Genomic DNA, 25,323 nt, shown 5'->3' with positions numbered 1-25,323 from the left:
CGCCACCTGCCCTGTCCAAGCGGATTTGGCTGCCCTGTTTGGCCAGCCCTGAGTACGCCATCACGCGGGCGTCTTGGGCCGCCCCAGGATAAGCACGACACAGGCCACGATCGCCACCAGAGACGCGCTGCGGATCACGGTCTGGAAATCATAGGCCTGGGCAATCGCCCCCACTGCCGGACCTGCCAGAATGCCGCTCATCATCAGGGCGTTCCAATAGATCGCCGTGGCCCGCGCGGGGGCGTCCTTGGCGAACGACTGCACATAGCTGATGCCGAGACTTGCGTAGAACCCATAATAAAGCCCCTCCAGCGCAGCCCCGGCCATCATCTGGGCAAAGGTCTCCACCAAGGCCAGCAGCTGGATCGTCACGATCGCCAGACAGGTCACCGCCAGCAGCGCCCGCCACATGCCAAACCGTGCAATCACCCAGGGTGTCGAAAAAATCGCAATGACCTCGACAAAGGTCTTCATGCTAAAGGCAACCCCCGGCGCATAGCCCGGCAGCCCGACCTCCTGAACGAAAAACACCGGCAATGCGGAAAATGTCGCCGCATGGGCCAACGACAGGGAAAAGACAAACACAGCCGCGAGCCAGATCTCTCGCGAAAGCTGCCCGGCCCCGACGGCAGAGCTGCGGGCCCCCGGCTGATCCACGGCCTGCCCCTGTGCCGGGGTCCGGTGCGCGCTCTGCTCCGGTGCCGCGGCCGTGATCTCCCGCGGCAAGGTCAGCCACCACAGCGCCACATAAGCCACCGCTGCCATCAGCGCCGCCACAAACACCGCGCGCGCACCAAAGCCATCCGCGATCAGAAAACTCAGCGCGGGCCCGATCATCCAGGCCGTCGAAGTGGTGGCCCGCATATGCGAATTGAACTGCACCCGCGACACGGCATGACGCTCTGCCATGTGACCGCCAAGGCTGAACATGGTGGAAATCGCGCTGGACGACATGCCAAAGCCCAGCACCCCAAGGCTCAGCAGCACCCAAAGCGCTGGTTTGAGCGCCAGTGCCCCCGCCGCCAGCACAAAGCCAGCAGCCGCCAGCCCCACCAGCGGAAACACCCGCGCGCCTGCATCGATGCGGCGCGCAAACAGCCGGTTTGCCGTCAAGGTCACGCTGATGACCAGCACCGAGTACACCGAAATGACCCAAGGCGCCTGGCCCAGCCCCTCGACTAGAAAATAGCTCATGAACGGCAGTGTCATTGCCGTGCAGATGGTGCCGCTGAACAACAGCAGCAAAAACAGGATCCGCGCGCGAACCGGGCTGCGGGCCTGTGCCGGGGCAATCGGATGGGTCATGATCAAAGGGGCTCAACTGAAATCAGCCAAGCTATCCCAGAGCCCGACGCCCCATGCAAGGGACTTGGTGCAAGGGATTGGGCGCAAGGGATTTGGCCGCACCCCCTGCGCACCCGCGCCCGTCATCTTTCCCAAAATACTCCGGGGGAGAGGCGCAGCGCGCCGAGGGGGCAGCGCCCCCTTCTGTTCCCCCTTCTGTTCACCACCGCGTCAATCGGTGGCCACCGCCTCCAATGGCAAAAGCGTGGTCGATTTGATTTCCTCCATCGACAACAGCGCGGTAACGTTGTGCACCTTCACCTCGGAAATCAGCGCCTGATAGAAAACATCATAGGCCCGGGCGTTCTTGACCCGCACCTTCAGGATATAGTCGATGTCCCCCGCCAGCCGGTGCGCCTCCTGCACTTCGGGGCGGTCGCGCAGCGCCTTGAGGAATTTGGCCTGCCACTCCGCTTCATGTTCCGATGTGCGGATCAGAACAAAGAAACAGGCCTCAAATCCCAGCGACTCTGCATCCAGCACCATGGTCTGCCGGCCAATGACGCCTGCCTCGCGCAATTTGCGGATACGATTCCACACCGGGGTCTTGGAACTGCCCACCCGACGGGCGATTTCATCCAGCGATTGGCCTGCATCGCGTTGCAGCTCTGCCAGGATTTTCCTGTCTGTGGCGTCAATCCGCACTGTCATTCCTGTTTTCTCCTTGTTTCGGGACCAACCAGACTGATTGCGTCACCGATTGGAACGATTTTCCTTATTTGCCGCAGCACGTAGCGCATAACAGGGAATATTTCCTATATCTAGGGACAAGTCAAACACACCCGACGCCCCCAAACCGGCGCATCCAGCAACAGAGACGAGGCCCAACATGACCGGTCCCATCACCACCCCATCCCACAAGCCCCTGCCCCAGCAGGCCGGGCGCTGTTGTGGGCTGGTTGCGGGCGAAGTGGCCTTTGCAGGCTCCGGCCCCGGCGACCCTGATCTGTTGACCCTCAAAGTGGCGCGCGCGCTGCAAGAGGCGGATGTGATCCTCTTTGATCGTCTGGTCAGCGCCGAGATCATGGCTCTTGCCGGGCCGCAGGCGCAGCTGGAAGACGTCGGCAAAGAGGGATTTGGGCCGCAGGTCAGCCAGGAAGAGATCTGCGCCCGCATGGTGGCCCATGCCCGCACCGGCAAAAAGGTCCTGCGCCTGAAATCCGGCGATCCCACCGTCTTTGGCCGTCTCGATGAAGAGCTGACCGCCTGTGAAGCTGCTGGCATCGGCTATCAGATCATGCCGGGCATCACCGCCGCCTCTGCGGCCGTGGCCTCCATTGGTCAAAGCCTGACGCAACGGGGCCGCAATGCCTCAGTTCGGTTTCTGACCGGCCACGACATGAAGGGCTTTGCCGATCACGACTGGGCCGCACTGGCCCGCCCCGGCGAGGTTGCCGCGATCTACATGGGCAAGAAATCCGCCCGCTTCGTGCAGGGCCGCCTGATCATGCACGGCGCCGATCGCGCAACCCCCGTGACCCTTGTCGAAAACGCCTCGCGGGCAGATCAGCGGGTGATTGAAACCACGCTGGACCGCCTGCCCACCGACCTTGCCGCGGCCAATCTGACCGGCCCGGCGCTGACTTTTCTTGGCCTTGCCCCGCGCGCCAGCGCCCAGGCCCTGAGTGACTTGAAAATGGAGCTCGCATAATGCCCCGCCCCTTTACGCCGAAAATCATCACCGCCAACGACCTGCTTGAAGGCGACGTGATCTATTACACCGCCGACAACAGCTGGACCCGCGAGATGTCGCAGGCCGAGCTGATCGAGGACGAGGCCGAAGCCCAGCTGCGCCTGATCGAAGCCGAAAAGGACGCGCTGCGCGTTGTGGGCATCTATCTGACCGACGCCAAGGCAGGCGCCAACGGCCCCGAGCCCACCCATTTCCGCGAAGATTTCCGCCGCACCGGCCCATCGAACTACCGCCACGGCAAACAGGAGGCCGCAGCCAATGTATAAGTACAACGACTTCGACACTGCCTTCCTGGAAGAGCGCAACCGCCAGTTCCGTGCCCAGGTCGAGCGCCGCATTGATGGCTCGCTGACCGAGGACGAGTTCAAGCCCCTTCGCCTGATGAACGGTCTGTATCTGCAGCTGCACGCCTATATGCTGCGGGTTGCGATCCCCTATGGCACGCTGTCGGCCAACCAGATGCGCCAGCTCGCGCTGCTGGCGGAAAAGTGGGACAAGGGCTATGGCCATTTCACCACCCGTCAGAACATCCAGTACAACTGGCCCAAGCTGAAGGACGTGCCGGACATGCTGGACGCGCTGGCAGAGGTGAACCTGCACGCAATCCAGACCTCCGGCAACACCATCCGCAACGTGACCGCCGACCATTTCGCCGGCGCCGCCGCGGACGAGATCGAAGACCCCCGCCCGATCGCGGAACTGATCCGTCAGTGGTCGACCGATCACCCGGAATTCCAGTTCATGGGCCGCAAGTTCAAGATCGCCGTCTCTGCCGGTGAAAAGGATCGCGCGGTTCTCAAGGCCCATGACCTCGCCGTGCGCATCGTGCGCAATGACGCGGGTGAGACCGGCTATCAGATCCTTGTGGGCGGTGGTCTTGGCCGTACGCCGATGATCGGCAAGGTGTTGAACGATTTTGTCAGCCAGGACGACCTGCTGCCCTATATCGAATCCGTGGTTTCAGTCTGGAACCAGCACGGTCGCCGCGACAACAAATACAAGGCGCGCATCAAGATCACCGTGCATGAGCTGGGCCTCGACAAGATCCGCGAGCTGACCGAAGAGCGCTTTGCGCTGGTGCGCCCAACCTTTGGCGGCGCCGATCTGGCCCTGTTCGAAGAGATCAAGGCCCATTTCGCAAACCCCGCCTTCCGCTCTGGCGGCACCGACGCCTATGAGGCCGCCTATCAGACCGACCCGGTCTTCCGCGCCTGGGCAGACACCAACCTGACCGCGCATAAGGCGGACAACCACAGCATCGTCACCATCTCGATCAAGGCCCACGGCCAGACGCCCGGCGATGCCACCGCCGAGCAGATGCGCGTGATGGCAGATCTGGCCGAAGAGTACGGCTATGGCGAACTGCGCATCAGCCACGAGCAGAATGTGATCCTGCCGCATGTCCATCAAAACGACCTGCCCGCGATCCATGCGCGGCTGAAGGAACACGGTCTGGCCACCGCCAATATCGGCCTGATCTCCGACATCATCGCCTGCCCCGGCATGGATTACTGCGCGCTGGCAACTGCCCGCTCGATCCCGGTCGCTCAGGAGATCGCTACCCGCTTTGACGATCTGAAGCTGGAGCATGACGTGGGCCACCTGCAGATCAAGATCTCGGGCTGCATCAACGCCTGTGGCCACCACCATGTCGGTCACATCGGTATTCTGGGTCTCGACCGTGCAGGTGTGGAAAACTACCAGATCACACTGGGCGGCGATGCCACCGAAACCGCTGCCATCGGCACCCGCACCGGTCCCGGCTTTGCCTATGACGAAATCGTCCCGGCGGTGGAACGCATCGTTCTGACCTATCTGGACATCCGCGAAACCGAAGAAGAGACCTTCCTGGAGACCTATCGCCGCGTTGGCATGGATCCCTTCAAGGCAGCGCTCTATCCGGCGTCCGAAAAAAAGGTGGCCTGACCCATGGTTGGATTTGACCAGGCCCCGACAGCGGGTCCGGGCTCCGTAACCGAGACCGACCGGGATCTGGTCGAAAAGGTTGCCGAGCTGAACGCCCGCTACAAACACCATTCGGCCACTGCCGTTATGGAAGCTGCGTTGAATGATGCGGGCAACATTGCGCTGGTGTCCTCCTTTGGGGCGGAATCGGTGGTGCTGCTGCACATGGCGGCGCTGGCGGACAAGATGACGCCGGTGCTGTTTGTGGACACCGAACTGCTGTTCACCGAAACGCTGGTCTACCAGCAAGAGGTGAGCGAACGTCTGGGGCTGCGCAATGTTCAGGTCATCAAGGCCGATGACATTGCCGAAAAAGACCCCTATGGCGCGCTGCGGTTCTCGGACACCGATGCCTGCTGTGCCCTGCGCAAGACGGTGCCCCTGCAAAAGGCACTGGCTGGCTTTGATGGCTGGATTACAGGGCGCAAGCGCTTCCAGTCCGGCACCCGCGCCGCGCTTGACTTCTTTGAGGTCGAAGACGGCACCGGTCGCATCAAGGTGAACCCGCTGGCCCATTGGGCGCCCGATGATGTGCGCGCCTACATGACTGAAAACCGCCTCCCCCGGCACCCGCTTGTGGCAAAGGGCTATCCGTCGATCGGCTGTGCCCCCTGCACCAGCCCGGTCGCCGAAGGCGAAGATCCCCGCGCCGGTCGCTGGCGCAACCAGAACAAGGAAGAATGCGGCATCCACGTGGTGGATGGCACATTCGTCCGCACAGGAGCTTGAGAGATGACTGTCATCATCACCGACGAGGGCTTTGGCCCTGAAACCTGGGACGCAGGCTTTGACGGCGCAAATGTGCTGGATCTGGCGTCTGACACCGACCCGCGCACCCTGGAAGGCAAGCTGGACGGGATCGAGATGATCCGCGTCGACTTCCCCTCCTTTGCGGATGGTCGCGGCTTTACCATCGCCCGGCATCTGCGCCTCATCGGCTACAAGGGCCGCCTGCGCGCCAAGGGTCATGTGATTTCCGACCAATACGCGATGGCGCGCCGCACCGGGTTTGATGAGGTGGAAATCTCAGACGAGCTGGCCGCCCGCCAGCCCGAAGACCAGTGGCAGTTCCGCGCCAACTGGCAGAGCCACAACTACCAGGCCCGCATGCGCGCGACCTCCAATCACGCCTGAGCCAGCCGGACCCCGAGCCCGGGAAAACCAGCGAAACCTGACCCTGACGCCGGTCCTGTTGCAAAAAGCGCGGGGCCGGTTTCACAAAACAGGGGTTTTCCTGACATGTATCAAAGACTAATCAGAGGTGCCGGCTACTCCTCCGGCAGTGCAACCGATGAATGAGATGACCTCCGTGACCGACACAGCAACCGACCAGAAGCCCGCCAAAGCCACCCCCGCGCTGCCCGACGCACAGACCGTGACCGAGGTGAAGCACTGGACCGACCGCCTGTTTTCGTTCCGCTGCACCCGCCCCGCGTCGCTGCGGTTCCGTTCGGGTGAGTTCGTGATGATCGGCCTGATGAACGATCCCGACCCCAAGACCGGCAAGCAAAAGCCGCTGTTGCGCGCCTATTCCATCGCGTCGCCCTCCTGGGACGAGGAAATGGAATTCTACTCGATCAAGGTGCAGGACGGTCCGCTGACCTCCAAGCTGCAGCACATCAAGGTGGGCGATGAAATCATCCTGCGCCCCAAACCCGTCGGCACGCTGGTGCATGATGCCCTGCTGCCCGGCAAGCGGATCTGGTTCTTTGCCACCGGCACCGGCTTTGCCCCCTTTGCGTCGCTCCTGCGCGAGCCGCAGACCTATGAAGATTACGACGAGGTCATCATCACCCACACCTGCCGCGAGGCCGGTGAGCTGACCTATGGCCGCGAACTGATCGAAAGCCTGAAAGAGGACGAGCTGCTGAACGAGCTGATCGGCGAAGGCTTCTGGAAGAAGATCAAATACTACCCGACCACCACCCGCGAAGAGAGCGCCAAGATGGGTCGCATCACCGACCTGATGCGCTCGGGCGAGGCCTTTGCCGATCTCGGCGTGCCGCCGCTGAACCCGGAAAGCGACCGCGCCATGATCTGCGGCAACCTGGCCTTCAATCTGGAACTCAAGGACCTGTTTGAAAACACCTATGGTCTGGAAGAAGGCGCAAATTCCAAGCCCGCGCATTTCGTGGTGGAAAAGGCTTTCCTCGACTGATCTCGGTCAGACAGCGGACAAGACAGCAAAACCCCCGCCGGATTGGCGGGGGTTTCTTCGTTTCTGGATGTTCGTTCCGGGGGCGCTGACGGGCGCTGTTACTTCAGACCCAGCGCTTCCTGAATGCGGGTCAGGGTCTGCTCCAGCAGGGCCGGGTTGTTGCGCACCTGATCCAGCGTGGTTGTCAGCAGCGCTTTTTGGCCTGCGTCCAGCGCAGAGGCGTCGATCATCTCGGCCACTTTGTCAAAATCAAAGCCTTCTGGGCTCAGCAGGGTTTTCTTGTCCGCATCGCTCAGCTCTGCCACCGGTGTATCAGCGGCCGCCGCGCTGGCGGCATCAGATGCGGTCTCGGCCCCCTCGCTCAGCGCATCAGCAGCGGTATCGGCAGCGCCGGTGACGGCCTCACCTGCGGCTTCGATCCCCTCGGCAACCGCCCCGGCGCCTGCGTCAACTGCGGCTCCGGCCTCTGCCGTGGCTGCATTGGCGGCATCCGATGCCCCTTCTGCCAGCTCTTCGCTCAGGGCGTTTGCGCTGTCCTGCGCCGCCTCTGCCTGATCGCTCAGCGTGGTTTCTGCGAGGTTTGCGCTGTTGCTGACACCCTCGGCAATGCCGCTGGCGGTGTTCTCGACGCTTTCGGCAACAGCCGCCGCCGCGTCATTGGCCGAAGAGACCGCCCCCGCAACAGCGTCATTGACCGCATCCGCCACATTGTCGGCCAGCGCTTCGGCCTGTTCCTGCACCTCGGCCCCGGCATCAGCGGCGGCATCGGCAGCGTTGTTCAGCGTCTGCTCCAGCTCTTGGGTGATGGTGGTGTCATCCGTGGCAAGCGGCTCCTGCGCGACGATCTCGGCGGGGGCCTCGTTGACCTGCTCTGGCGCTGCGGTGATGTCATCGGCCTGCTGGGAGGAGACATAGACATATCCACCCAAGGCAAGGGCGCCCACGCCAAGTGCTACGACGATCGGTTTCATGGTCATTCTCCTTCTGGTTTCCTGTCGGAATAATTGTGCCCTGCACTTGGCCCCTGACCTGCGCAACAACAAGGGGGAGAAATCCGCCCCCCGCCTCATCGGCCAAGCCCCGCTGATCGCGCCAGATTTTCCGCCGACCCGGCGCAGACAACATGACAGAAACGCGAAATCAGCGCACAAGTTCCCCTTGTGTCCCAAAGAAACCTTGAAATGCCCGGTGGGGCCGGTCATACCCGCATTTGACTTGAATCGCTGGCCCGGGGACGTTATTTTCCGGGCACTTTTCCGAAGTGACAGAAGGATAGACGTCATAGCCCGCAGACCTCATAATGCGCCGCCGCAACGCGATACCGGCCCGCGCACGAACGAAAAAATCCGTGCTCCTGAAATTCGCCTGATCGGCGCCGACGGGGAAAATGTCGGGGTGGTGCACCCTGCCAAGGCAATGCAACTGGCAGAAGAAGCCGGTCTTGACCTGGTAGAAATCTCGCCCAACGCAAACCCGCCCGTCTGCAAGATCATGGACTACGGCAAGTTCAAGTATGAACAGCAGAAGCGGGAAAGCGAAGCACGCAAGAAGCAGAAGATCATCGAGGTCAAAGAGGTCAAGTTCCGTCCGAACACGGATACCCATGACTATCAGGTCAAGATGAAGAACGTTTTCAAGTTCCTTGAAAACGGTGACAAGGTCAAAGTCACCCTGCGGTTCCGTGGTCGCGAAATGGCCCACCAGAACCTGGGCCGTGACCTGCTTTTGCGCGTTGCCGAAGACATCAAGGAACTGGGCAAGGTCGAAAACATGCCCAAGATGGAAGGCCGCCAGATGATCATGATGATCGCGCCGCTGCCCCAGAAATAATCCGCGCCACAGGCCGGACTGCCGACACCCTCGCACCTGATCCGTGCGGGGGTGTTTTGCGTTTGCGCCCCAGGCAAACCAGATCCCGCCGCGCCTGTCGGATGGGGCGGCCACTGCCCCGCTGCTGCCCGCTCAAAAAAGAGGCAATTTATCCAATAGATACATGGCACGCTCACGTTTTCTTTACGTCCAGGCCCTAGCTCCTTTGGGGCAGATCGGCTGCAGCCGACACCACGACCGACAGAAGATGGAGCCCCCATGAAGCCTCTTTCCGACATTCAGAACAGTGCCTTCATGGCCATTGCCCCCTGCCGGGCCGCGTCTCTTGCGCTGGTGCTGATGGCCCGCGATGGCGCGCAGCAATCGCCCGAAGACGGCGCAACCCTGTTGGAGCAATCCGTCAGCCGCATCACATCTGCCCATGACATGCTGACCCGTGGCCTCGACCGGCTGCTGGAAGAGGCCGAACATAAACTGCCTGCCGACCTTGAGGAACAGCGCAGAAACTCACTCCAGGCGTTGCAACCGTTTACCGATGTGATCGGTGAAGGCGGCAAATCCAGCCTTCTGGAGCGGATTTCAGCCAGGCCCTCACTGACGTCGCAATCGCTCTACCAGGTCGAGCCCATCGTCTCACGTTTCCTCATCGACATGACCAAGAACATGTTCGACGAGCAGAAATCCCGCGACAGCGCCCGGGACGAGGGAATGCGCGACGCGATTGAAAATGCCGAAACCGTGGGGCGGCATATCCAGCTGATTGCCTTCAACGCCTCAATCGAGGCGGCGCGCATTGGCGATCAGGGCAAGGGATTTGCGGTGATTGCGACCGAAATCCGCAACCTCTCTGGCCGCACGCAGACGCTTCTGGACACCATGTCGGACTATCTGCGCGCCTGATCCATGCAGGATCCATGAAAAACCAGCCCCAGCGATTGGCCGGGGCTGGTTTTTCTGTGTCTTACCCAGGTTCGGGTTCTGGGTTCGGGTCCTGGGTTCAGGCCGCAGCGGCCACCGCCCGTTTGGTGATGACACCAACCAGATGGGCGCGGTAGGCCTTGGTGCCGTGCAGATCGCCGATCATGCCCTCTGCATCCACGCTCAGACCGTCGATGGCGGCGGGGTCGAAATTCCCCGCAAGCGCCGCCTCGGCCTCGCTCCAGCGAAATACCCCCTCCTCAGAGGCGCCAGTGACAGCAACACGCACCCCATCAGCGAACCGCGCCACAAACACCCCCACAAGGGCAAAGCGCGAGGCGGGCTGGACGAACTTCTCGTAATGCGCCGCCTGTGGCACCGGCATCCGGACGTTGGTGATGATCTCACCCTCGTCCAGCGCGGTGGTGAACAGGCCCTGGAAATAGTCATCTGCCGCAATCTCGCGGGTGTTGGTCACGATCGTGGCCCCACTGGCCAGCGCCGCGGCCGGATAGCAGGCCGACGGGTCGTTATTGGCAAGCGAGCCACCGATGGTGCCGCGATTGCGCACTGCCGGATCGCCGATCTGTCCCGCCAGCGCAGACAGGGCCGGATAGCTGTCGGCGGTTGCGGCTTCGACCTCTGCGTGGGTGGTTGCGCCACCGATGGCAATGGCATCACCATCCGGGCAGACGCCGCGCATTTCTGCAATACCGCTGAGGCTGACCAGGGTGCTGGGCATCGCCAGACGCTGTTTCAGCGTCGGGATCAGCGTCTGCCCCCCACCCAGTGCCTGCGCGTCCTCTTCGCCCAGAGCCTTCACCGCATCGGCGATGGTCGAGGGCTTCTCGAACTCGAATTCATACATGTCGTATCCTTTCCGAAAACCGGCTGACCGGCTGTCATCTTTCCGAAAATACTCCGGGGGTATGGGGGCAGCGCCCCCATGACCGTTAGCCGTTCATCACCGCCCAGACCCGTGCCGGGCTCAGGGGCATGTCGATATGGGTGACATCCTTGCCCGCCGACTGCAGCGCATCCACCACGGCGTTGACCACCGCAGGCGGGGTGCCGATGGCGCCTGCCTCACCGCAGCCCTTCACGCCCAATGGGTTATGGGTGCAGGGCGTCTGGCAGGAGTGATCCACCTTGTAAAACGGCAGATCATCGGCACGCGGCATGGCGTAATCCATGAAAGAGGCCGACAGCAGCTGCCCGTCCTCGTCATAAACGCAGCCCTCAAGGAGCGCCTGACCAATGCCCTGACCGATACCACCATGAACCTGGCCGTCGACAATCATCGGGTTGACGATATTGCCAAAGTCATCGGCCGCCGCAAAGCTTTCGATGGTGACCTTGCCGGTGTCGGGATCCACCTCCACCTCGCAGGCATAGGCGCCTGACGGGTAGGTGAAATTCGCTGGATCATAAAAGGCGGTTTCCTCCAGCCCCGGCTCGATATCCTCCAGCGGGTAGTTGTGGGGCACATAGGCCGCAAGGGTCACATCCCCCCAGGCCAGCGATTTATCTGTGCCGGCAACGGTGAACTGGCCGTCTTTCAGCTCGATATCCGCATCCGATGCCTCCAGGATATGGGCGGCGATCTTCTTGGCCTTGGCGATGATCTTTTCGGTCGCGCGCACCACGGCAGAGCCGCCCACCGCCAGCGACCGCGAGCCATAGGTGCCCATGCCCATCGGCGTATTGGCGGTATCGCCATGTTCGATCTCGACCATATCCTCGGGGATGCCGATCATATCGGCGATCACCTGCGGGAAGGATGTCTCGTGACCCTGCCCGTGGCTGTGGCTGCCGGTCATGACGACGATGCCGCCGGTGGCGTTGACCCGCACCGTTGCGCTTTCATAAAGGCCTGCACGGGCGCCCAGCTGCCCCACGAGGTTCGACGGCGCGATGCCGCAGGCCTCGATGTAGCAGTTGACGCCAAGCCCGCGCAGCTTGCCCTTGGCCTCGCTGGCGGCACGGCGCGCGGCAAAGCCGCTGAGATCGGCGATCTCTTCCAGCTTGTCCATCGTCGCCACATAGTCACCGGTGTCATATTCCACCGCAACCGGCGTGGCATAGGGGAATTCGGTGATGAAGTTCTGGCGGCGCAGCGCAATCGGATCCACGCCCAGCTCGCGCGCGGCCTTGTCGATGACGCGTTCCAGCTGATAGGTCGCCTCTGGCCGGCCGGCACCGCGATAGGCGTCAACGGCAACGGTATTGGTGAACACCGCCTTCACGTTCACATAGATCAGCGGCGTCTTGTAGTTGCCCGCCATCAGCGTGCCATGCAGCCAGGTCGGAACCGAGGGCGCGAATGTCGACAGATAGGCCCCCATATTGGCGTAGGTCTCGGTGCGCAGCGCCGTAAAGTTGTTGTCCGCATCCAGCGCCAGTTCGATCTTGGTCACATGGTCACGGCCGTGGGCGTCGGACATGAAGGCCTCGGACCGCGATGAGGTCCATTTCACCGCCCGGTTCAGCGCCTTGGCGGCAAAGGTACAGAAGGCCTCTTCCGCGTAGTGGAAGATCTTGGAGCCAAAGCCCCCACCCACATCGGGCGCCACCACGCGCAGTTTATGTTCGGGGATGCCCAACACAAAGGCCCCCATCAGAAGGCGGATCACATGGGGGTTCTGCGAGGTGGTGTAAAGCGTGCTCTCCCCCGTGGCGCGATTGAAATCCCCCACCGCAACGCGCGGCTCCATCGGGTTGGCGACCAGACGGTTGTTGACCAGCTCCAGCGTGGTGACATGGGCGGCGTCCTGAATGGCCTTGTCTACCGCCTCGCGGTTTTCTTCGACAAATCCCCAGTCATAACAAAGGTTTGAGGTCAGATCGTCATGCACCTTGGTGGCGCCGTCCTTGACCGCCTCTTTCATGTTGATGACGGCGGGCAACTCTTCCATTTCAACGGCGATGGCCTCGGCTGCGTCACGTGCCTGTTCGGGCGTGTCGGCCACAACCGCAGCGATGGGGTCGCCCACATGGCGCACCTTGCCCTGGGCCAGCACCGGGTGGGCCGGTTCCTGCATAACCTCGCCAAAGCGGTCGGTCACCTGCCAGCCGCAGGGCAGACCGCCGACGCCTTCGAAATCGGCACCGGTGAAAATGCGCACGACGCCGGGCATGGCGGCGGCATCTGAGGTGTCGACCGAGACAAGTCGGCCATGAGCCACATCCGAGCGCAGGAAATGAACATAGGCCTGGCCGTTGAGGTTGATGTCATCTGTGTAATTGCCGGTTCCGGTCAGGAACCTCACGTCTTCGCGCCGTTTTGGGCTGGCGCCGATGCCGCTATCCTTGGGCATTGTCCAATTCTCCTCCCTGGACGGTCCGCCTCTGGGCAGACCTCTTGGTCATGCTTTGGTTCTGAAACGGGTCGCATGCAGCTGCGCCATCCCGATCTGCCAGCCGCCCCGATTGTCGTTATCTGGGTGGGGTGGTCTGCCGCGTGGGGATGGTTTGCACCGCAGCTGCGGCGTTACTCTGCCGCGACGGCAGATACATCCTGACCCGAAGCCGCCATGATCGCCTTGACGATATTGTGGTAGCCGGTGCAGCGGCACAGGTTGCCTTCGAGATACTCGCGGATCTCCTGTTCGCTGGGTTTGGGGTTGTCCTTCAACAGGGCGGCCGCAGACATCACCATGCCCGGTGTGCAAAACCCGCACTGCAGCCCGTGGTGATCCTGAAACGCCTGCTGAATGACGTTGAGCGTGCCATCCGGGGCGGCCTGCCCTTCGATAGTGGCGATCTCTGCGCCGTCAGCCTCGGCTGCCAGCATGGTGCAGGACTTCACCGCCTTGCCATCCACATGGACGACACAGGCGCCGCATTGGCTGGTGTCGCAGCCCACATGGGTGCCGGTCAGGCCCAACTCTTCTCGCAGGAAGCCGGACAGCAGCGTGCGCCCCTCGACCTCTCCGCTGGCAGTCCGACCGTTTACGGTCATTGTGACTTTCACCATCTACTCCTCCCTTGGCTCGCGTGAACTCGCTGGCAGAAGTTAAGCACGGCAAAGTTGCTGGCGCGAAGCATTATTCGCATCGTTTGGACTAAAGTCGCAAAAGCCCGCTGGTTGGCCTTTTTCTGCCTGTGCGGCCCGTGTCAGACCACAGCGGGGCGGTGGCTGAACGGGATGCAGGCGCGGCATGGTAGCGTGCGGATGCAGCAATTGCCGCAAAGGTATCTGTGCCTATTGCGCGTCGCTGCGGCGTGGGCGGGGGCGTGTGGGGATTTCCTTCAGCAGGCCCCCAACCCCCATCGCGGCGATGTCGGCGCTGCTGACGTCGATCCCGCAGACAAGCCGTTCCAGCACCCAATCCGCCCCATTGAGCGCAGGCGAGCGGGCACAGCCCGGCAGACCCAGAACCGGGCGGCCAGACAGCTCTCCCAGGAACAGCAGGTTGCCGGGGTCCACCGGCATGCCAAAGCGCAGCACCTTGCCACCGGCGGCGCGCACAGCGGCGGGTGCCACATCAAGCGGATCGGAGGTCGCAGACCCCGTAAGCACCATGATCAGATCAGAGCGCGGCGTCTGTGCGGCGGCGTCGCGCAGGGCTGCGGCCAGATCCGCCTCGCGGTGGGGCACCACCTTGCGCGGGGCCAGTGCCATGCCGAACCGGTCGAGCCGGCCGACCATTGCAGCGCGCCCCTTGTCCGGGGGCGTTTCTGCGCTGATGCGGGTTTCGATCAAGGTGGCGCGCGCGCAGGTCACAGGCGCCAGGCGGATCGCACCCGCCACATCCTGTGTCGCAGCCTGCAGGGCGGTTTCCGGCACCGCGTAGGAAATGATCTTGGCGGTGGCGACCATGCCATCTGCATCCGCGCGGTGATAGTCGGGCACGGTTGCAAGGGTGATCATCGGATCCACCGCATTCAACGCGTGAATGCGTTTGGCATCGACCCGCACAACACCCGGATGCAGCGCATGAAGATTGACCCGCCCAGCCCCGGCACCGGAGATGCGCAGGCCGAGCGAGGCAGGATCGGGCAGCAGGGCCTGTGCCAGCATTTCGGCGGCGCGGTCTTCATGGAGATCGCCGCGTTCCAGCCGCGCCACTGTCAGCTCTGTGTGGCCCGCTGCCGCCAGATCAGCAAGATCGGGGGCCGCCAGCCGCGTACCCTTGGCGATGCGATGCTCTGCCCCCTGCAGGGAATGGGCGAGATAGCAGCCCGCCGCCTGATTGAGAGGCACCTTTGCGAAAATCACGCCTGTCGTCCCCGCAGAACCGCCGTCATCTCTGCTATGATCGAAACCGCGATTTCGGCGGGGCCAGCGGCCCCGATGTCCAGACCGATTGGGCCGTGGATCCGTTCCAGCGTGGACGCGTCAAAGCCTGCGTCCTGCATCCGGGTGATCCGTTTGGCATGGGTCCGGCTGGATCCAAGGGCACCGATATAGAAACACTGCGAGCGCAAGGCCGTCTCTAGCGCGGGGTCATCTATTTTCGGGTCGTGGGTCAGCAGGACAACGGCACAGCGCGCATCCAGCCCGATCGCTGCGATTGCCTCGTCCGGCCAGTCGTCGATCAACACCTCATCCGGGAACCGCTCTGGCGAGGCAAAGGCGCCGCGCGGGTCGATGATGACGGGGTCATAGCCTGCGATACGCGCCATCGGCACCAGCGCCTGGGTGATATGCACCGCCCCCACTGCAATCAGCCGAAGGGGGGGATTGTGAACCGCGACAAATGTCTTGCCGTCTTCTTCCACACCGGAACGGTCCATGCGCTTGCGGTCGGTGTAACCCTCTGCATCAAGCCGCCCTGCGCCGGTGTCGAGATCCACCACATAGCTCACCGCGCGGCGCTCTGCACGGGCTGCGACGAGATCCGCCAAAGTGGTTTCGGACAAAGAGCCACCGACGGGTTCAACAAGGATGCGGATGGTGCCGCCGCAGGCCAGCCCGACGGCAAAGGCATCTTCGTCGCTGACCCCGAATTCGAGAATCTGGTGACGGCCATCGGCAATGGCGTCCTGTGCGGCAAGGATCACCGCGCCCTCGACACAGCCGCCCGAGACGGACCCCTCTATCCGGCCATCGCCAGCCACGACGAGCTGGGAGCCGGTGCGGCGCGGGGCTGATCCCCAGGTTTCCACCACTGTTGCCAGTGCAGCCCCCTGCCCGGCCCGATGCCAGGCAAGCGCCTGTTCCGGGATGGCATCAAACCGCTGGAGGCCGGAATTGGCTGAGGATCGGGCTGTGGTCATGAGCTCACCTATCAAGTGGCCGCGCCAAATCGGCGGCGCGGGCATGTCGTCGCCCGCCTAGTTCGAAGGCCCAACTGTAGCCGGTTCGCCCCGCTGTGTGACTGCGACTTTGGTGGCGGACAAGACGTCCGCCGCCGCCAATTCACCCGGGGGTCATTTCATTTTGGACAGTTTGTCCTGCAGCTCGGCCAGCTGGCGTTTGATGTCATCCAGATCGCCGCCTTCGCCGTTGTCGGCTTCGGGCTTGTCCGTCTCTGCGCCGCCGGTCCAGCCGCCAGAAAACCCACCGGTCATGGCCTTCAGAAAGGCCTCTTGCTGGGCCTTGATCGCCTCGAACCCGGGGATCTGTGCCATCGGGTTCATGGCGTTCATATTCTTGACCATCTTGTCCTGGCTTTCGCGCAGCATCTCGAATGACGACTGCAGAAACTGCGGCATGACACCGCCGCCGGGCACCATATAGCTGCGCACCAGATCGTTGAGCACGTTGACCGGCAGGATGTTTTCCCCGCGGCTTTCGTGTTCGGCAATGATCTGAAGGAGATACTGGCGGGTCAGGTCGTCGCCGGATTTCAGATCAACGATCTGCACTTCGCGGCCCTCGCGGATGAAGCCTGCGATGTCTTCCAGCGTGACGTAATCGCTGGTTTCGGTGTTGTAGAGCCGTCGGCTGGCATATCGTTTGATCAACAAGGGTTTGTCCTGATCCGACATGTCATTACTCCCCAGACATGATGCGTTGCAGCAAAGCCTATGCGAGCGCAGAACAAAAGGGAAGCACTACACCGTCCCGCGCAAGATTTGATCGCGCAAGTGATCGGCAAGTGATCGTAGAGGAGCGCGGACCCGGCGGCCCCTGCGATAAATGCTGCACCTGCAAAGGACCGCCCCATGCTGCGCAGCATCTGACCCGGCGGTGTGCCCCAATAAGGACAAAGAAAAGGGGCAGACCTTTCGGCCTGCCCCCGCCTTGTGCAAGGAGACATAAGAGGGAGGAGGAGTAACGCCTCCTTGCGGTCGTGGCTTACTTCGCAGCAGCTTTCTTGGCTGCGGCGGTTACGTCGTTTGTTGCCTTTTTCACGGCAGCAGACGCTTCTTCGGACATGTCTTTGCCAGCCGACATCAGCAGCTCAACGGTGTCCATCTGGACTTTTTTGGCGACTTCAGCGAACGCAGCCATGTTCTCGGCAGCCACTTCAGCGGAAGCGGATGCGAAATCGGTTGCGGCTTTGGCGTAGTCTGCAGGCTCGGTCTTGGCCTTGGACATGTCGCCCATCTTGGACAGGGTTTCTTTTGCCCAGCTGTTGGAAATCTCGGCGGATTTCTCAGCGGCTTCCAGGGCAACGCTGGACAGTTTTTCGTTCAGAGCTGCGGTGGATTTGAACGCCTCTTCCATCGCGGTGGTGTCCACCGGGAATGCGCCCATCATGTCTTTCATCATTGCGGTAAAATCTTGGGTCTTAGCCATCGTACTTGTTCCTCTGGTTACGCGGCCGGGACGGTCCGCCGCCTTCGCATGAGATGAATATGCTTTCTGCATCGCAGCATTTCAAGGTTTTCATTGCTGCAATGCAGAATATTTTTCAGATGCAAGGAATATCAGCGGCTTGCATGAGGTGGGGCAGGCCCGTCTAGCGACGCGCCTTGACCCGAACATAGTCACCCGGCGCCGGTGTCAGGGGCGGATGTTTCGAATCACCGGGCTCGCGGGCGGTGACCTGCTTGCCCGAGCGTTTCTTGAGCCAGGCCTCCCAGCGGGGCCACCACGAGCCTTCGTGAAAGGTTGCCCCCTCCATCCAGGCGTTGGCGTCGCCCTTGAGGTCGGTGTTGGTGTAATGGCCGTATTTGTTGCGGCTGGGCGGGTTCACGATGCCTGCGATATGGCCGGATTGGGCGACCACGAACGTCTTGGAACGCGACCCCATCTGCTGCACGCCGCGATAGCAGTCTTTCCAGTTGGCGATGTGATCGGTTTCGCAGGTGATCGCCATGACCGGCACGGTCACCTCGCGCAGGTGCAGACGGTGGCCCAGCAGTTCAAACCCGCCATCTGCGAACTCGCTGCGCTGACACAGCCCGCGCAGATATTCCATCGCCATGCGCCCCGGCAGATTGGCGCCATCGCCGTTCCAGTACAGCAGATCAAACGCAGGCGGGGTCTCTCCCAGCATATAGCTGCGAATGGCCGGGCCGTAGACCAGATCGTTGGAGCGCAGGAAGGAGAAGGTGCGCGCCATGATATAAGAGCGCAGCAGACCGTTGTTGTTCACCTCTTCCTCGATCCCGTCGATGAAATCATTCTGCAAGAACGGGGTAAATTCGCCCTGATCGGAAAAATCGGTGAGCGCGGTAAAGAGCGTCGCAGATTTGACCGAGGTATCCCCGCGCTGTTTCATCAGCGACAGCGTCAGGCTGAGCGTGGTGCCCGCAATGCAATAGCCCACCGCGTTGATCTGTTTGACCTTGCAGATCGACTTGGCGGTGTCGATTGCGGTCAGGAACCCCTTTTCAACATAGTCATCAAGGCCAAGATCGGCGTGCTCTTGCCCCGGGTTGAGCCAGGACACCACAAACAGCGTATAGCCCTGCTCTGTCACCCATTTGATCAGGCTGTTCTGCGCCTTGAGATCTAGGATGTAGAACTTGTTGATCCAGGGCGGGAACAGAACAACGGGGGTTTCATGCACGGTTTCGGTGGTGGGCCGATACTGGATCAGCTCCATCATCTCGTTGCGAAACACCACCTCGCCCGGGGTCGTCGCGATGTTGCGCCCGATCTCAAAGGCGGTTTCATCCGCAAGCCGCACAACCAGTTCGCCGTCATTGGCCTCTAGATCCGCAACAAGGTTCTCCAGCCCCTGGATCAGCGACTTGCCTTCGGTCTCCACCGCCTTTTCCAGCGCATCGGGGTTGGTTGCGAGGAAATTGGTCGGTGCCATCATCTGCACGATCTGATCCGCAAAATAGCGCACCCGGCGTTTGTCGATGTCTTCGAGGTTGTCGATCTCGGCCACCGCGCTCTGGATGGCTTCGGCGTTGGTCAGATATTGCTGTTTGATGAAATGGAAATACGGGTTGGTGTCCCACATCGGATTGGCAAAGCGGCGATCACCCGGTTTGGATTTGGGGGTCTCGGCGTCGCTGTCTTCACCTGTCATCTGCTCCATCTGCTTGGCCAGAAGAGCCTGGGCTTCGGCGAAATTCACCACCGCCTGCCCCCAGTAAGCCACCTGATTTTCGAGCAGCTTGGCCGGATTTTTGACCATTTCAGACCAATAGGCCGTTGCTGCGCGTGCAAAAAGCTCTTGATTCGGACCGTCCAGAGAGGGGGGGTGAGGTTTTTTCTGAGCCAGAACTTCCACCAGGCGTTTTGAAAGTTGCTCAACCTGCTCCATATTTTGTTTAATTCGTTCAAGGTGTTCTGGTGACACTATCGTCCCGGCACCGTCACTTGTTGTCATCTTAATAAATCCCCCGTAACCTTTCTGCTGTGCAGAATACCTTTGCACCATCTTACGACAAAGAGACGAAACGTCCGATGGGTTGTGACACAACCGCACGTTTAATGGGGATCAGGTCCGACGGACCGCTCAATGAAGAGGCAGACACATGCGTTACATGATGTCCTACGATCTGATGGAAACCATGCGCAACACCAACCAATGGTTGGGGGCAACCGCGCTGTCGATGGCGTCGGTCCCGGCCTTTGCCGCGCTGCCGAACCCGGCGCTGAGCTGGATGGCCGCATGGGGCGAAGTCACCGAACGCAGCTTTCAGCGGATGGTGGTCAAACCCGACTGGGGCATTCGCACCGTTACCTGCGCGGACGGTCGGGATCACGTGGTCGAAATCGATACTGTGGTGGAACGCGCCTTTGGCGACCTGATCCATTTCCGTGTCGCAGGCCGCGCCGAGCAGCCGCGCAAGGTTCTTTTGGTGGCGCCGATGTCCGGCCATTACGCGACGCTCTTGCGCTCAACCGTCAAAAGCCTGATCGAAAACTGCGAGGTCTATGTCACCGACTGGCACAATGCGCGCGACATCCCGGTGTCCGAAGGCAAGTTCGACATCGAAGACTACACGCTGTACCTTGTTGATTTCATGCGCGAAATGGGGCCTGAAACCCATGTGATCGCAGTCTGCCAGCCGGCCCCGCTGACGCTGGCGGCGACCGCCTATCTGGCAGAGCAGGATCCAGCGGCGCAGCCTTCTTCGCTGACACTGATTGGCGGGCCGGTTGACCCGGACGCGACCCCCACCGATGTGACCGATTTTGGCCGCCGCGTGACCATGGGCCAGCTGGAAGAGACGATGATCCAGCGCGTGGGCTTCAAATACAAGGGCGTGGGCCGCAAGGTCTATCCCGGCCTGCTGCAGCTGAGCTCTTTCATGTCGATGAACGGCGAGCGCCATTCCAAAGCGTTCATGGACCAGATCCTGCGGGTGAGCCGTGGGGAAGCCTCGGACCACGACGCGCACAACCGTTTTTACGATGAATATCTCGCGGTGATGGACATGACCGCAGAGTTCTACCTGTCCACCGTTGAACGCGTGTTCAAGGGCGGCGAGATTGCCCGCAATGAATTTGTCGTCGCGGGCCATAAGGTCGATATCGGCAAGATCACCGATGTGGCGGTCAAGACTGTCGAGGGCGCCAATGACGATATCTCTGCGCCCGGACAATGCATCGCTGCGCTGGATCTGTGCACCGGCCTGCCGGAGGAAAAGAAAGCCAGCCATGTGGAGCCCGGCGCAGGCCATTACGGCATCTTTGCGGGCCGCAGCTGGCGCGACAATATCCGCCCGCTGGTGATCGAGTTCATGAACGCCAATGCCCGCACCACCAAGAAACCCGCCGCAAAACGGGCCAAGGCCGCAAGCTGAGCGCGCCCATTGGCGCCGCATGTCGGCAGATCCCCCCGTGGGACCTGGGCTGGGATGCGGGCCGGGATATGGGTATGACGCCCAAGGCAAGAGATTGGAACAAAAATGGCAGATGGTCTGACGTTTTCCTGTAAATGCGGGGAGGTGCAGGGCCATCTCTCTGTTGCGGCGCGCAAGGCGGGCACGCGGGTGCAGTGTTTCTGTGCCGATTGCCGCGCGGCCGAAATTCACCTGACCCAACGCGATCCGGCCCCTCACCCGGTGGACCTGTTCCAGACCACACCCGACGGGCTGCACATCACTCAGGGCGCCGACAATCTGCGCCTGCTGCGGCTGAGCCCGCGAGGGCTGATGCGCTGGTATGCCGGATGCTGCGGCACCCCCATCGGCAACACGTTGGGCAAACCCGGCCTTCCATTTGTCGGGCTGAACAGCCATCTGTTCACCGATCCCGCAACCCTGGGCAAGGTGCGCGCCAAGGCGTTTATCTCGCGCCCCGGTCAACCCCCACGCAGCAAGGGCGCGGGTCGGATGGCATTTGGCATCGTGACGCGGATGATCACCTCGCGCCTGTCCGGGCGCTGGCGCGAGACACCGTTTTTCGACGTCGAAAGTGGCGCACCGGTGGCAGAGGCCGAGGTGCTGAGCAAGAAAGCACGGGACGCGCTGTTGCGTTAGGCGCTGGCGCGTGCCTCCTGCGTGACAGGATCACAGCGGATTGGTCAGCGTCAGCGGTGGCAGCGGCGCCTTGGTCGCCGGTGGGTCAGTTTTTTCCTCTGATACCTTCTGCGCCCCGGCTGCAGCGGCGCGCAGATCCGCATCCTCCAAAGGTGCGGCCAACCAATGGGCCAGCGCGGTTGTCACCTCCTGCGGCGCTTCCAGCGTTGGCAGATGGCCCGCGCCCTCGATCACCTGAAGGCGGGCGTTGGGCATCATGTTGGCGATAAATTCATGGCGCATGGGCGGGGTGATCGGATCCGCCCCCCCGCAAAGCGCCAGCGTCGGCCCGCGATAGCGCCGCAGGCTGGCCTGCTGATCGCTGCGCCGCTGCATGGCGCGGCTGCGGGTGATGAAAAACGCTTCTCCCAGCATCAGCCCCTGTTCGTAAAGAGACGTCAGTATCGACGGGTGCGCCCCTGCCCCCAAGGCATCAGCAGGCAAACAGGCGCGCAGGGCCTCTTCCAGCCGGCCGGTGCGGGCGGCGATGATCTGCGGCTCCCGCGCGGCCGCCTGATCAGGGGTATCCGGCAGCGGCGTGGTGGACATCAGGCAGAGCCTCGCCACACGCTCTGGCGCGCGCCGGATGATCTCCATCGCGACCACCCCACCAAGCCCATGTCCCAGCAGGGCAAATCGCGGCGGCAGCTGGTCCAGCAGATGGCGGGCGATCGTCTCGACCCGCTCTCCGCCCAGCGGCGGCGCAACCATGACCGGCAAAACCCCGGACAGGGCCCGCATCTGGGGGCCAAACAGCACCGCGTCCCCGAATATACCGGGGATCATCACCAGTGGCTCGCTCAGCCCGGCTGCGGCAGGGCCTTCTCCGGTCTGCGCCTCAGCTGTCATAGCCATTCCAGCGAAAGGCGCCATCTTCGGCGAGTGGTGAAAACGGATTGTGGGCGATTTCCCAGATATGGCCGTCGGGCGCGCGGAAATAGCCGATGGTGCCGCCCCAGAATACCTCTCCGGCCGGGCGCAGGATGGTCGCGCCTGCTGCTTCGGCCTTGTCCAGCAGGGCTGCGACCTCTTCTACCGTGCGGGTATTGTAGCTGAGCGTCATTGCGCCATGGCCCAGTTCCGACACCGGCAGGCCGATATCTTCGGCCAGTGCCTCCAGCGGATAAAGACCGAGTGTCTGCGAAATCAGATCAAAGGCCACCACCCCATCGGGACTGTCGGCGCGGCGCCAGCCGAGTTGTTCGTAAAACCCTGCGGCCTCGGCCACGTTGGGGACACCCAGGGTGATGAGACTGACACGCTGCTCCATCCGCTCTGCTCCATTCCTTTTCAGGCCATGCTTTTTCAGGCCACACTCTGCGACGCACCGATGTGCCCATGCCACGCCCCCACCAGGGCCCGGCCGGATCCAACGGTTCGATCCCGCGCAGACGGGGCCAAAACCACTCAAATCAAACCCATGCGCGGGCAGGTCAATGCGCCCTGCCCCACAGTTTCAGTCTTACGCGATTTGATACCTCGCAGATAGCCCCGTGCTCAGCCGTCAAGCACATCCTCGACCGCCTGTTCGATCAAAGCCAGGCAGGTCGGATCAGAGAACCGGTGGTCGGCGTCCTTGACCAATGTCAGGCGCATGTCGTCGCAGGTGGCGTGATCCATCAGGCGCAGCGCGGTTTCGGTGCTGACAGCCGTATCCGCCGTACCCTGCAGGCAGCGCACCGGGAACGGCAACGCCAGCTCAGAGCGCAGCACGAGGTTTTCGCGCCCGTTTTCCACCATGCGTTTGGTCACGATGTAGGGCTCCATATAATCGCTGGGCAGCTCCACCCGGCCCAGGCGCTCCAGATCGGCCTTTTGCTCATCCGAGAAATTGGCCCAATAGCCATCCTCGGTAAAATCCGGAGCGGCTGCGATCGTGACCAGCCCGGCGATCCGCTCAGGCAGGGCGCGCGCCAGCAAAAGCGCCTGCCACCCCCCCATGGAAGAGCCCACCGGGACAATCTGCCCCGTGGTCAGCGCCCCCACCGCAGCCAGCGTGTCCTCATGCCAGTCGCCAATGCAGCCCTCCTCGAACTGGCCAGAGCTTTCGCCGTGGCCGGAATAGTCAAACCGCAAAAACGCCTGACCGCGCGCCTTGGCCCAGGCCTCGAGGTGGATGGCCTTGGTGCCTTCCATGTCGGATTTGAGCCCGCCCAGAAAGACCACGGTCGGGCCTGTGCCTTCGGTCTTGTGATAGGCGATGCGGCGGCCTTCTGCGGTGTCGAGAAATGCGGTCTCAGCCATCTGGGGTCTCCGTCGTTGGGCTTGGCTCCGGCCTGCATCCCTTGCGCATGGGCCGGTATGTTGCCCCAGATCTGCCACGGCCAGCGATTTTGCGCAATCACCACAGTTGGGCAACATGGCGGAGGTCATGGCAGGGGCCGGCGCGCGCTCACCGCTTGGCCTTGCGCCGCTGTGGGCGGGCCAGTACGGTCGCGCGCGAACAGTTATCAGGATCCGTATTTTGCCCCGTTTCATGCGCCTTTTTCTGCTTGGGCTTCTTGGCCTTACTCTCATCCTAGCAACTGTCTGGGGGGCGATGGCGCTGTGGTATCGGCTGCCGTTTGACGGCGCGTTGCGCACGGGGGTTGCGGCCGCCTTTGCAGGCCTTGGCCTTGCCACGCTCTGGGCGGTGATCCGGGGGCGCGCGCTGCGCGGGATGGCCACGTTCTGCCTGGCGCTGGCGGCGGTGACCTGGTGGTGGGGCACGCTGACCCCACCGGCAGAGGCGAACTGGTCGCCCGATGTGGCCCGTCAGGTCACCGGCGAAATCAAGGGCGACCAGCTGACGCTGACAGATGTGCGCAATTTCGACTGGCGCACGCCACAGGACTTCACCCCCCGCTGGGAAACCCGCAGCTATGATCTGAGCCAATTGCAGACGGTTGATCTGTTCATGTCCTATTGGGCCGGGCCCGAGATGGCCCACATGATTGTCAGCTTCGGCTTTGCCGATGGGGCCCAGATCGCCTGGTCGGTCGAGGTGCGCAGGCAGGTGGGCGGCGGGTTCTCTCCCATTGCGGATCTGTTCAAGACCAATACGCTGGTGCTGGTTGCCGCCGATGAACGGGATCTGGTCGGCACCCGCACCAACGCCCGTGGCGAGGACGTGCAGCTCTTTCGCATCAACACCGATCCCGACACCGCCCGCGCGCTGTTGCTGCAATATGTCGAGGCCGCCAACCAGCTGGCCGCGCAGCCGCAATGGTATAATTCGCTCACCTCAAACTGCACCACCGTTGTGATGACGATGATCCGCACCATCGTCGAGGACGTCCCGCTGGACTGGCGCGTTCTGGCCAATGGCTACCTGCCCGAATACGCCCATGATCAGGGGGTTCTGGCGGCAGGCTACAGCACCGAAGAGCTGCGCGAGCGCGGCAGCATCACCGCCAAGGCGCAGGCCCAGGGCATTACGCAAGACTACTCTGTCCTGATCCGCGAAGGCGTCCCCGCACCCGCCCCCTGATCCAAGGATCTCATCTTCTGGCAAAAATATCCCGGGGAGCGCGAGGGGCTGGCCCCTCGCCTGCTTGACAGGCCCGCACACCCCTGCCAAACGGGCGGAACACATATTACCCGCAACCGGGCG

The 25,323-nt window shown here is 62.3% G+C and carries 25 protein-coding genes; 11 read left to right on the top strand and 14 right to left on the bottom strand.

Annotated elements, in window-relative coordinates:
- Positions 1-60: 60 nt before the first annotated feature.
- Together KUV39_RS09525 and KUV39_RS09520 are read right to left on the bottom strand one after the other, a co-directional pair.
- Positions 61-1,305: an MFS transporter gene (locus KUV39_RS09525; RefSeq protein WP_222459633.1), complete on the bottom strand. Its 1,245-nt coding sequence runs from the start codon at positions 1,303-1,305 to the stop codon at positions 61-63.
- A 210-nt stretch (positions 1,306-1,515) separates the two neighbouring features.
- A complete protein-coding gene (locus KUV39_RS09520) occupies positions 1,516-1,995 on the bottom strand; it encodes an Lrp/AsnC family transcriptional regulator (RefSeq protein ID WP_008561313.1) in 480 nt (159 codons plus the stop codon).
- A gap of 178 nt (positions 1,996-2,173) precedes the next feature.
- On the opposite strand from KUV39_RS09520, the gene cobA reads away from it, so the two are divergent.
- The 6 genes from cobA (at position 2,174) to KUV39_RS09490 (ending at position 7,160) form a co-directional block, all read left to right on the top strand.
- The gene (gene cobA, locus KUV39_RS09515; protein WP_244998303.1) at positions 2,174-2,995 is read left to right on the top strand and encodes a uroporphyrinogen-III C-methyltransferase; all 822 of its coding nucleotides are present in this window, start codon (positions 2,174-2,176) and stop codon (positions 2,993-2,995) included.
- A complete protein-coding gene (locus KUV39_RS09510) occupies positions 2,995-3,303 on the top strand; it encodes a DUF2849 domain-containing protein (RefSeq protein WP_008563087.1) in 309 nt (102 codons plus the stop codon). The genes cobA and KUV39_RS09510 overlap by 1 nt, the downstream gene beginning before the upstream one ends.
- Positions 3,296-4,963 (top strand): nitrite/sulfite reductase, encoded by a 1,668-nt coding sequence (locus tag KUV39_RS09505; RefSeq protein WP_222459632.1) that lies wholly within the window; start codon positions 3,296-3,298, stop codon positions 4,961-4,963. Before KUV39_RS09510 ends, KUV39_RS09505 begins: the two co-directional genes overlap by 8 nt.
- Before the next feature lie 3 nt (positions 4,964-4,966).
- Positions 4,967-5,731 carry a phosphoadenylyl-sulfate reductase gene (locus tag KUV39_RS09500; RefSeq protein WP_222459631.1) on the top strand — a complete coding sequence of 255 codons (765 nt, stop codon included), beginning with the start codon at positions 4,967-4,969 and terminating at the stop codon, positions 5,729-5,731.
- 3 nt (positions 5,732-5,734) lie between these two features.
- A complete protein-coding gene (locus KUV39_RS09495) occupies positions 5,735-6,136 on the top strand; it encodes a DUF934 domain-containing protein (RefSeq protein WP_008559827.1) in 402 nt (133 codons plus the stop codon).
- A 157-nt stretch (positions 6,137-6,293) separates the two neighbouring features.
- Positions 6,294-7,160 carry a ferredoxin--NADP reductase gene (locus KUV39_RS09490; protein ID WP_008561336.1) on the top strand — a complete coding sequence of 289 codons (867 nt, stop codon included), beginning with the start codon at positions 6,294-6,296 and terminating at the stop codon, positions 7,158-7,160.
- 98 nt (positions 7,161-7,258) lie between these two features.
- Here KUV39_RS09490 and KUV39_RS09485 read toward each other — a convergent pair whose 3' ends face one another.
- A complete protein-coding gene (locus tag KUV39_RS09485; protein WP_222459630.1) occupies positions 7,259-8,131 on the bottom strand; it encodes a hypothetical protein in 873 nt (290 codons plus the stop codon).
- Here KUV39_RS09485 and infC point away from each other — a divergent pair.
- Together infC and KUV39_RS18735 are read left to right on the top strand one after the other, a co-directional pair.
- Complete coding sequence (infC, locus tag KUV39_RS18815; RefSeq protein WP_473763827.1) at positions 8,130-8,990, top strand: translation initiation factor IF-3; 861 nt, start codon at positions 8,130-8,132, stop codon at positions 8,988-8,990. The two genes, KUV39_RS09485 and infC, sit on opposite strands and share 2 nt — an antisense overlap.
- A gap of 258 nt (positions 8,991-9,248) precedes the next feature.
- Positions 9,249-9,890 carry a methyl-accepting chemotaxis protein gene (locus KUV39_RS18735; RefSeq protein ID WP_222459629.1) on the top strand — a complete coding sequence of 214 codons (642 nt, stop codon included), beginning with the start codon at positions 9,249-9,251 and terminating at the stop codon, positions 9,888-9,890.
- A 97-nt stretch (positions 9,891-9,987) separates the two neighbouring features.
- On the opposite strand, the gene KUV39_RS09470 is transcribed toward KUV39_RS18735, so the two are convergent.
- The 8 genes from KUV39_RS09470 to phaC form a co-directional block, all read right to left on the bottom strand.
- A complete protein-coding gene (locus tag KUV39_RS09470; RefSeq protein ID WP_050672271.1) occupies positions 9,988-10,776 on the bottom strand; it encodes an FAD binding domain-containing protein in 789 nt (262 codons plus the stop codon).
- An 85-nt stretch (positions 10,777-10,861) separates the two neighbouring features.
- Positions 10,862-13,225, bottom strand: coding sequence for a xanthine dehydrogenase family protein molybdopterin-binding subunit (locus KUV39_RS09465; RefSeq protein WP_222459628.1), 2,364 nt, complete (start codon positions 13,223-13,225; stop codon positions 10,862-10,864).
- Between the two features lie 173 nt (positions 13,226-13,398).
- Positions 13,399-13,884: a (2Fe-2S)-binding protein gene (locus KUV39_RS09460; protein ID WP_008560472.1), complete on the bottom strand. Its 486-nt coding sequence runs from the start codon at positions 13,882-13,884 to the stop codon at positions 13,399-13,401.
- Positions 13,885-14,112: 228 nt separating this feature from the next.
- Complete coding sequence (locus tag KUV39_RS09455; RefSeq protein ID WP_222459627.1) at positions 14,113-15,129, bottom strand: molybdopterin-binding protein; 1,017 nt, start codon at positions 15,127-15,129, stop codon at positions 14,113-14,115.
- A complete protein-coding gene (locus tag KUV39_RS09450) occupies positions 15,126-16,130 on the bottom strand; it encodes an XdhC family protein (RefSeq protein WP_222459626.1) in 1,005 nt (334 codons plus the stop codon). Before KUV39_RS09450 ends, KUV39_RS09455 begins: the two co-directional genes overlap by 4 nt.
- 153 nt (positions 16,131-16,283) lie before the next feature.
- A complete protein-coding gene (gene phaR, locus KUV39_RS09445; RefSeq protein ID WP_046211012.1) occupies positions 16,284-16,844 on the bottom strand; it encodes a polyhydroxyalkanoate synthesis repressor PhaR in 561 nt (186 codons plus the stop codon).
- A gap of 310 nt (positions 16,845-17,154) precedes the next feature.
- Positions 17,155-17,598: a phasin family protein gene (locus KUV39_RS09440; protein WP_046211013.1), complete on the bottom strand. Its 444-nt coding sequence runs from the start codon at positions 17,596-17,598 to the stop codon at positions 17,155-17,157.
- A 163-nt stretch (positions 17,599-17,761) separates the two neighbouring features.
- Positions 17,762-19,591 carry a class I poly(R)-hydroxyalkanoic acid synthase gene (gene phaC / locus KUV39_RS09435; protein ID WP_222459625.1) on the bottom strand — a complete coding sequence of 610 codons (1,830 nt, stop codon included), beginning with the start codon at positions 19,589-19,591 and terminating at the stop codon, positions 17,762-17,764.
- A gap of 148 nt (positions 19,592-19,739) precedes the next feature.
- On the opposite strand from phaC, the gene phaZ reads away from it, so the two are divergent.
- A complete protein-coding gene (gene phaZ / locus KUV39_RS09430; protein WP_222459624.1) occupies positions 19,740-21,014 on the top strand; it encodes a polyhydroxyalkanoate depolymerase in 1,275 nt (424 codons plus the stop codon).
- A 105-nt stretch (positions 21,015-21,119) separates the two neighbouring features.
- Positions 21,120-21,692: a DUF6151 family protein gene (locus KUV39_RS09425; RefSeq protein WP_046211016.1), complete on the top strand. Its 573-nt coding sequence runs from the start codon at positions 21,120-21,122 to the stop codon at positions 21,690-21,692.
- 30 nt (positions 21,693-21,722) lie between these two features.
- Here KUV39_RS09425 and KUV39_RS09420 read toward each other — a convergent pair whose 3' ends face one another.
- From KUV39_RS09420 to KUV39_RS09410, 3 genes are all read right to left on the bottom strand, one after another.
- Positions 21,723-22,580: an alpha/beta fold hydrolase gene (locus KUV39_RS09420; RefSeq protein ID WP_222459707.1), complete on the bottom strand. Its 858-nt coding sequence runs from the start codon at positions 22,578-22,580 to the stop codon at positions 21,723-21,725.
- Positions 22,570-23,001 carry a VOC family protein gene (locus KUV39_RS09415; protein ID WP_222459623.1) on the bottom strand — a complete coding sequence of 144 codons (432 nt, stop codon included), beginning with the start codon at positions 22,999-23,001 and terminating at the stop codon, positions 22,570-22,572. Before KUV39_RS09415 ends, KUV39_RS09420 begins: the two co-directional genes overlap by 11 nt.
- A 227-nt stretch (positions 23,002-23,228) precedes the next feature.
- On the bottom strand, positions 23,229-23,975 hold the full coding sequence (locus tag KUV39_RS09410; RefSeq protein ID WP_046211018.1) for an alpha/beta fold hydrolase: 747 nt from the start codon (positions 23,973-23,975) through the stop codon (positions 23,229-23,231).
- Between the two features lie 220 nt (positions 23,976-24,195).
- Between KUV39_RS09410 and KUV39_RS09405 the strand changes: the two genes are divergently transcribed.
- Positions 24,196-25,200, top strand: coding sequence for an Lnb N-terminal periplasmic domain-containing protein (locus tag KUV39_RS09405; protein WP_222459622.1), 1,005 nt, complete (start codon positions 24,196-24,198; stop codon positions 25,198-25,200).
- Positions 25,201-25,323 lie beyond the last annotated feature (123 nt).

Source organism: Phaeobacter italicus (assembly GCF_019801785.1).
Classification (GTDB): domain Bacteria; phylum Pseudomonadota; class Alphaproteobacteria; order Rhodobacterales; family Rhodobacteraceae; genus Phaeobacter; species Phaeobacter italicus.
The sequence above is the reverse complement of the archived record's forward strand: the minus strand, read 5'-3'. Positions and strand labels throughout refer to the sequence as shown.

Coding starts and splice junctions, on each gene's coding strand:
- KUV39_RS09470 (WP_050672271.1), bottom strand. CDS start 10,776: ATGTATGAATTCGAGTTCGAGAAGCCCTCGACCATCGCCGATGCGGTG.
- KUV39_RS09460 (WP_008560472.1), bottom strand. CDS start 13,884: ATGGTGAAAGTCACAATGACCGTAAACGGTCGGACTGCCAGCGGAGAG.
- KUV39_RS09415 (WP_222459623.1), bottom strand. CDS start 23,001: ATGGAGCAGCGTGTCAGTCTCATCACCCTGGGTGTCCCCAACGTGGCC.
- KUV39_RS09420 (WP_222459707.1), bottom strand. CDS start 22,580: ATGACAGCTGAGGCGCAGACCGGAGAAGGCCCTGCCGCAGCCGGGCTG.
- KUV39_RS09440 (WP_046211013.1), bottom strand. CDS start 17,598: ATGGCTAAGACCCAAGATTTTACCGCAATGATGAAAGACATGATGGGC.
- KUV39_RS09525 (WP_222459633.1), bottom strand. CDS start 1,305: ATGACCCATCCGATTGCCCCGGCACAGGCCCGCAGCCCGGTTCGCGCG.
- phaR (WP_046211012.1), bottom strand. CDS start 16,844: ATGTCGGATCAGGACAAACCCTTGTTGATCAAACGATATGCCAGCCGA.
- infC (WP_473763827.1), top strand. CDS start 8,130: ATGGTCATTCTCCTTCTGGTTTCCTGTCGGAATAATTGTGCCCTGCAC.
- KUV39_RS09490 (WP_008561336.1), top strand. CDS start 6,294: ATGAATGAGATGACCTCCGTGACCGACACAGCAACCGACCAGAAGCCC.
- KUV39_RS09465 (WP_222459628.1), bottom strand. CDS start 13,225: ATGCCCAAGGATAGCGGCATCGGCGCCAGCCCAAAACGGCGCGAAGAC.
- cobA (WP_244998303.1), top strand. CDS start 2,174: ATGACCGGTCCCATCACCACCCCATCCCACAAGCCCCTGCCCCAGCAG.
- KUV39_RS18735 (WP_222459629.1), top strand. CDS start 9,249: ATGAAGCCTCTTTCCGACATTCAGAACAGTGCCTTCATGGCCATTGCC.
- KUV39_RS09450 (WP_222459626.1), bottom strand. CDS start 16,130: ATGACCACAGCCCGATCCTCAGCCAATTCCGGCCTCCAGCGGTTTGAT.
- KUV39_RS09505 (WP_222459632.1), top strand. CDS start 3,296: ATGTATAAGTACAACGACTTCGACACTGCCTTCCTGGAAGAGCGCAAC.
- KUV39_RS09500 (WP_222459631.1), top strand. CDS start 4,967: ATGGTTGGATTTGACCAGGCCCCGACAGCGGGTCCGGGCTCCGTAACC.
- KUV39_RS09520 (WP_008561313.1), bottom strand. CDS start 1,995: ATGACAGTGCGGATTGACGCCACAGACAGGAAAATCCTGGCAGAGCTG.
- KUV39_RS09425 (WP_046211016.1), top strand. CDS start 21,120: ATGGCAGATGGTCTGACGTTTTCCTGTAAATGCGGGGAGGTGCAGGGC.
- KUV39_RS09410 (WP_046211018.1), bottom strand. CDS start 23,975: ATGGCTGAGACCGCATTTCTCGACACCGCAGAAGGCCGCCGCATCGCC.
- KUV39_RS09495 (WP_008559827.1), top strand. CDS start 5,735: ATGACTGTCATCATCACCGACGAGGGCTTTGGCCCTGAAACCTGGGAC.
- phaZ (WP_222459624.1), top strand. CDS start 19,740: ATGCGTTACATGATGTCCTACGATCTGATGGAAACCATGCGCAACACC.
- KUV39_RS09485 (WP_222459630.1), bottom strand. CDS start 8,131: ATGAAACCGATCGTCGTAGCACTTGGCGTGGGCGCCCTTGCCTTGGGT.
- KUV39_RS09510 (WP_008563087.1), top strand. CDS start 2,995: ATGCCCCGCCCCTTTACGCCGAAAATCATCACCGCCAACGACCTGCTT.
- phaC (WP_222459625.1), bottom strand. CDS start 19,591: ATGACAACAAGTGACGGTGCCGGGACGATAGTGTCACCAGAACACCTT.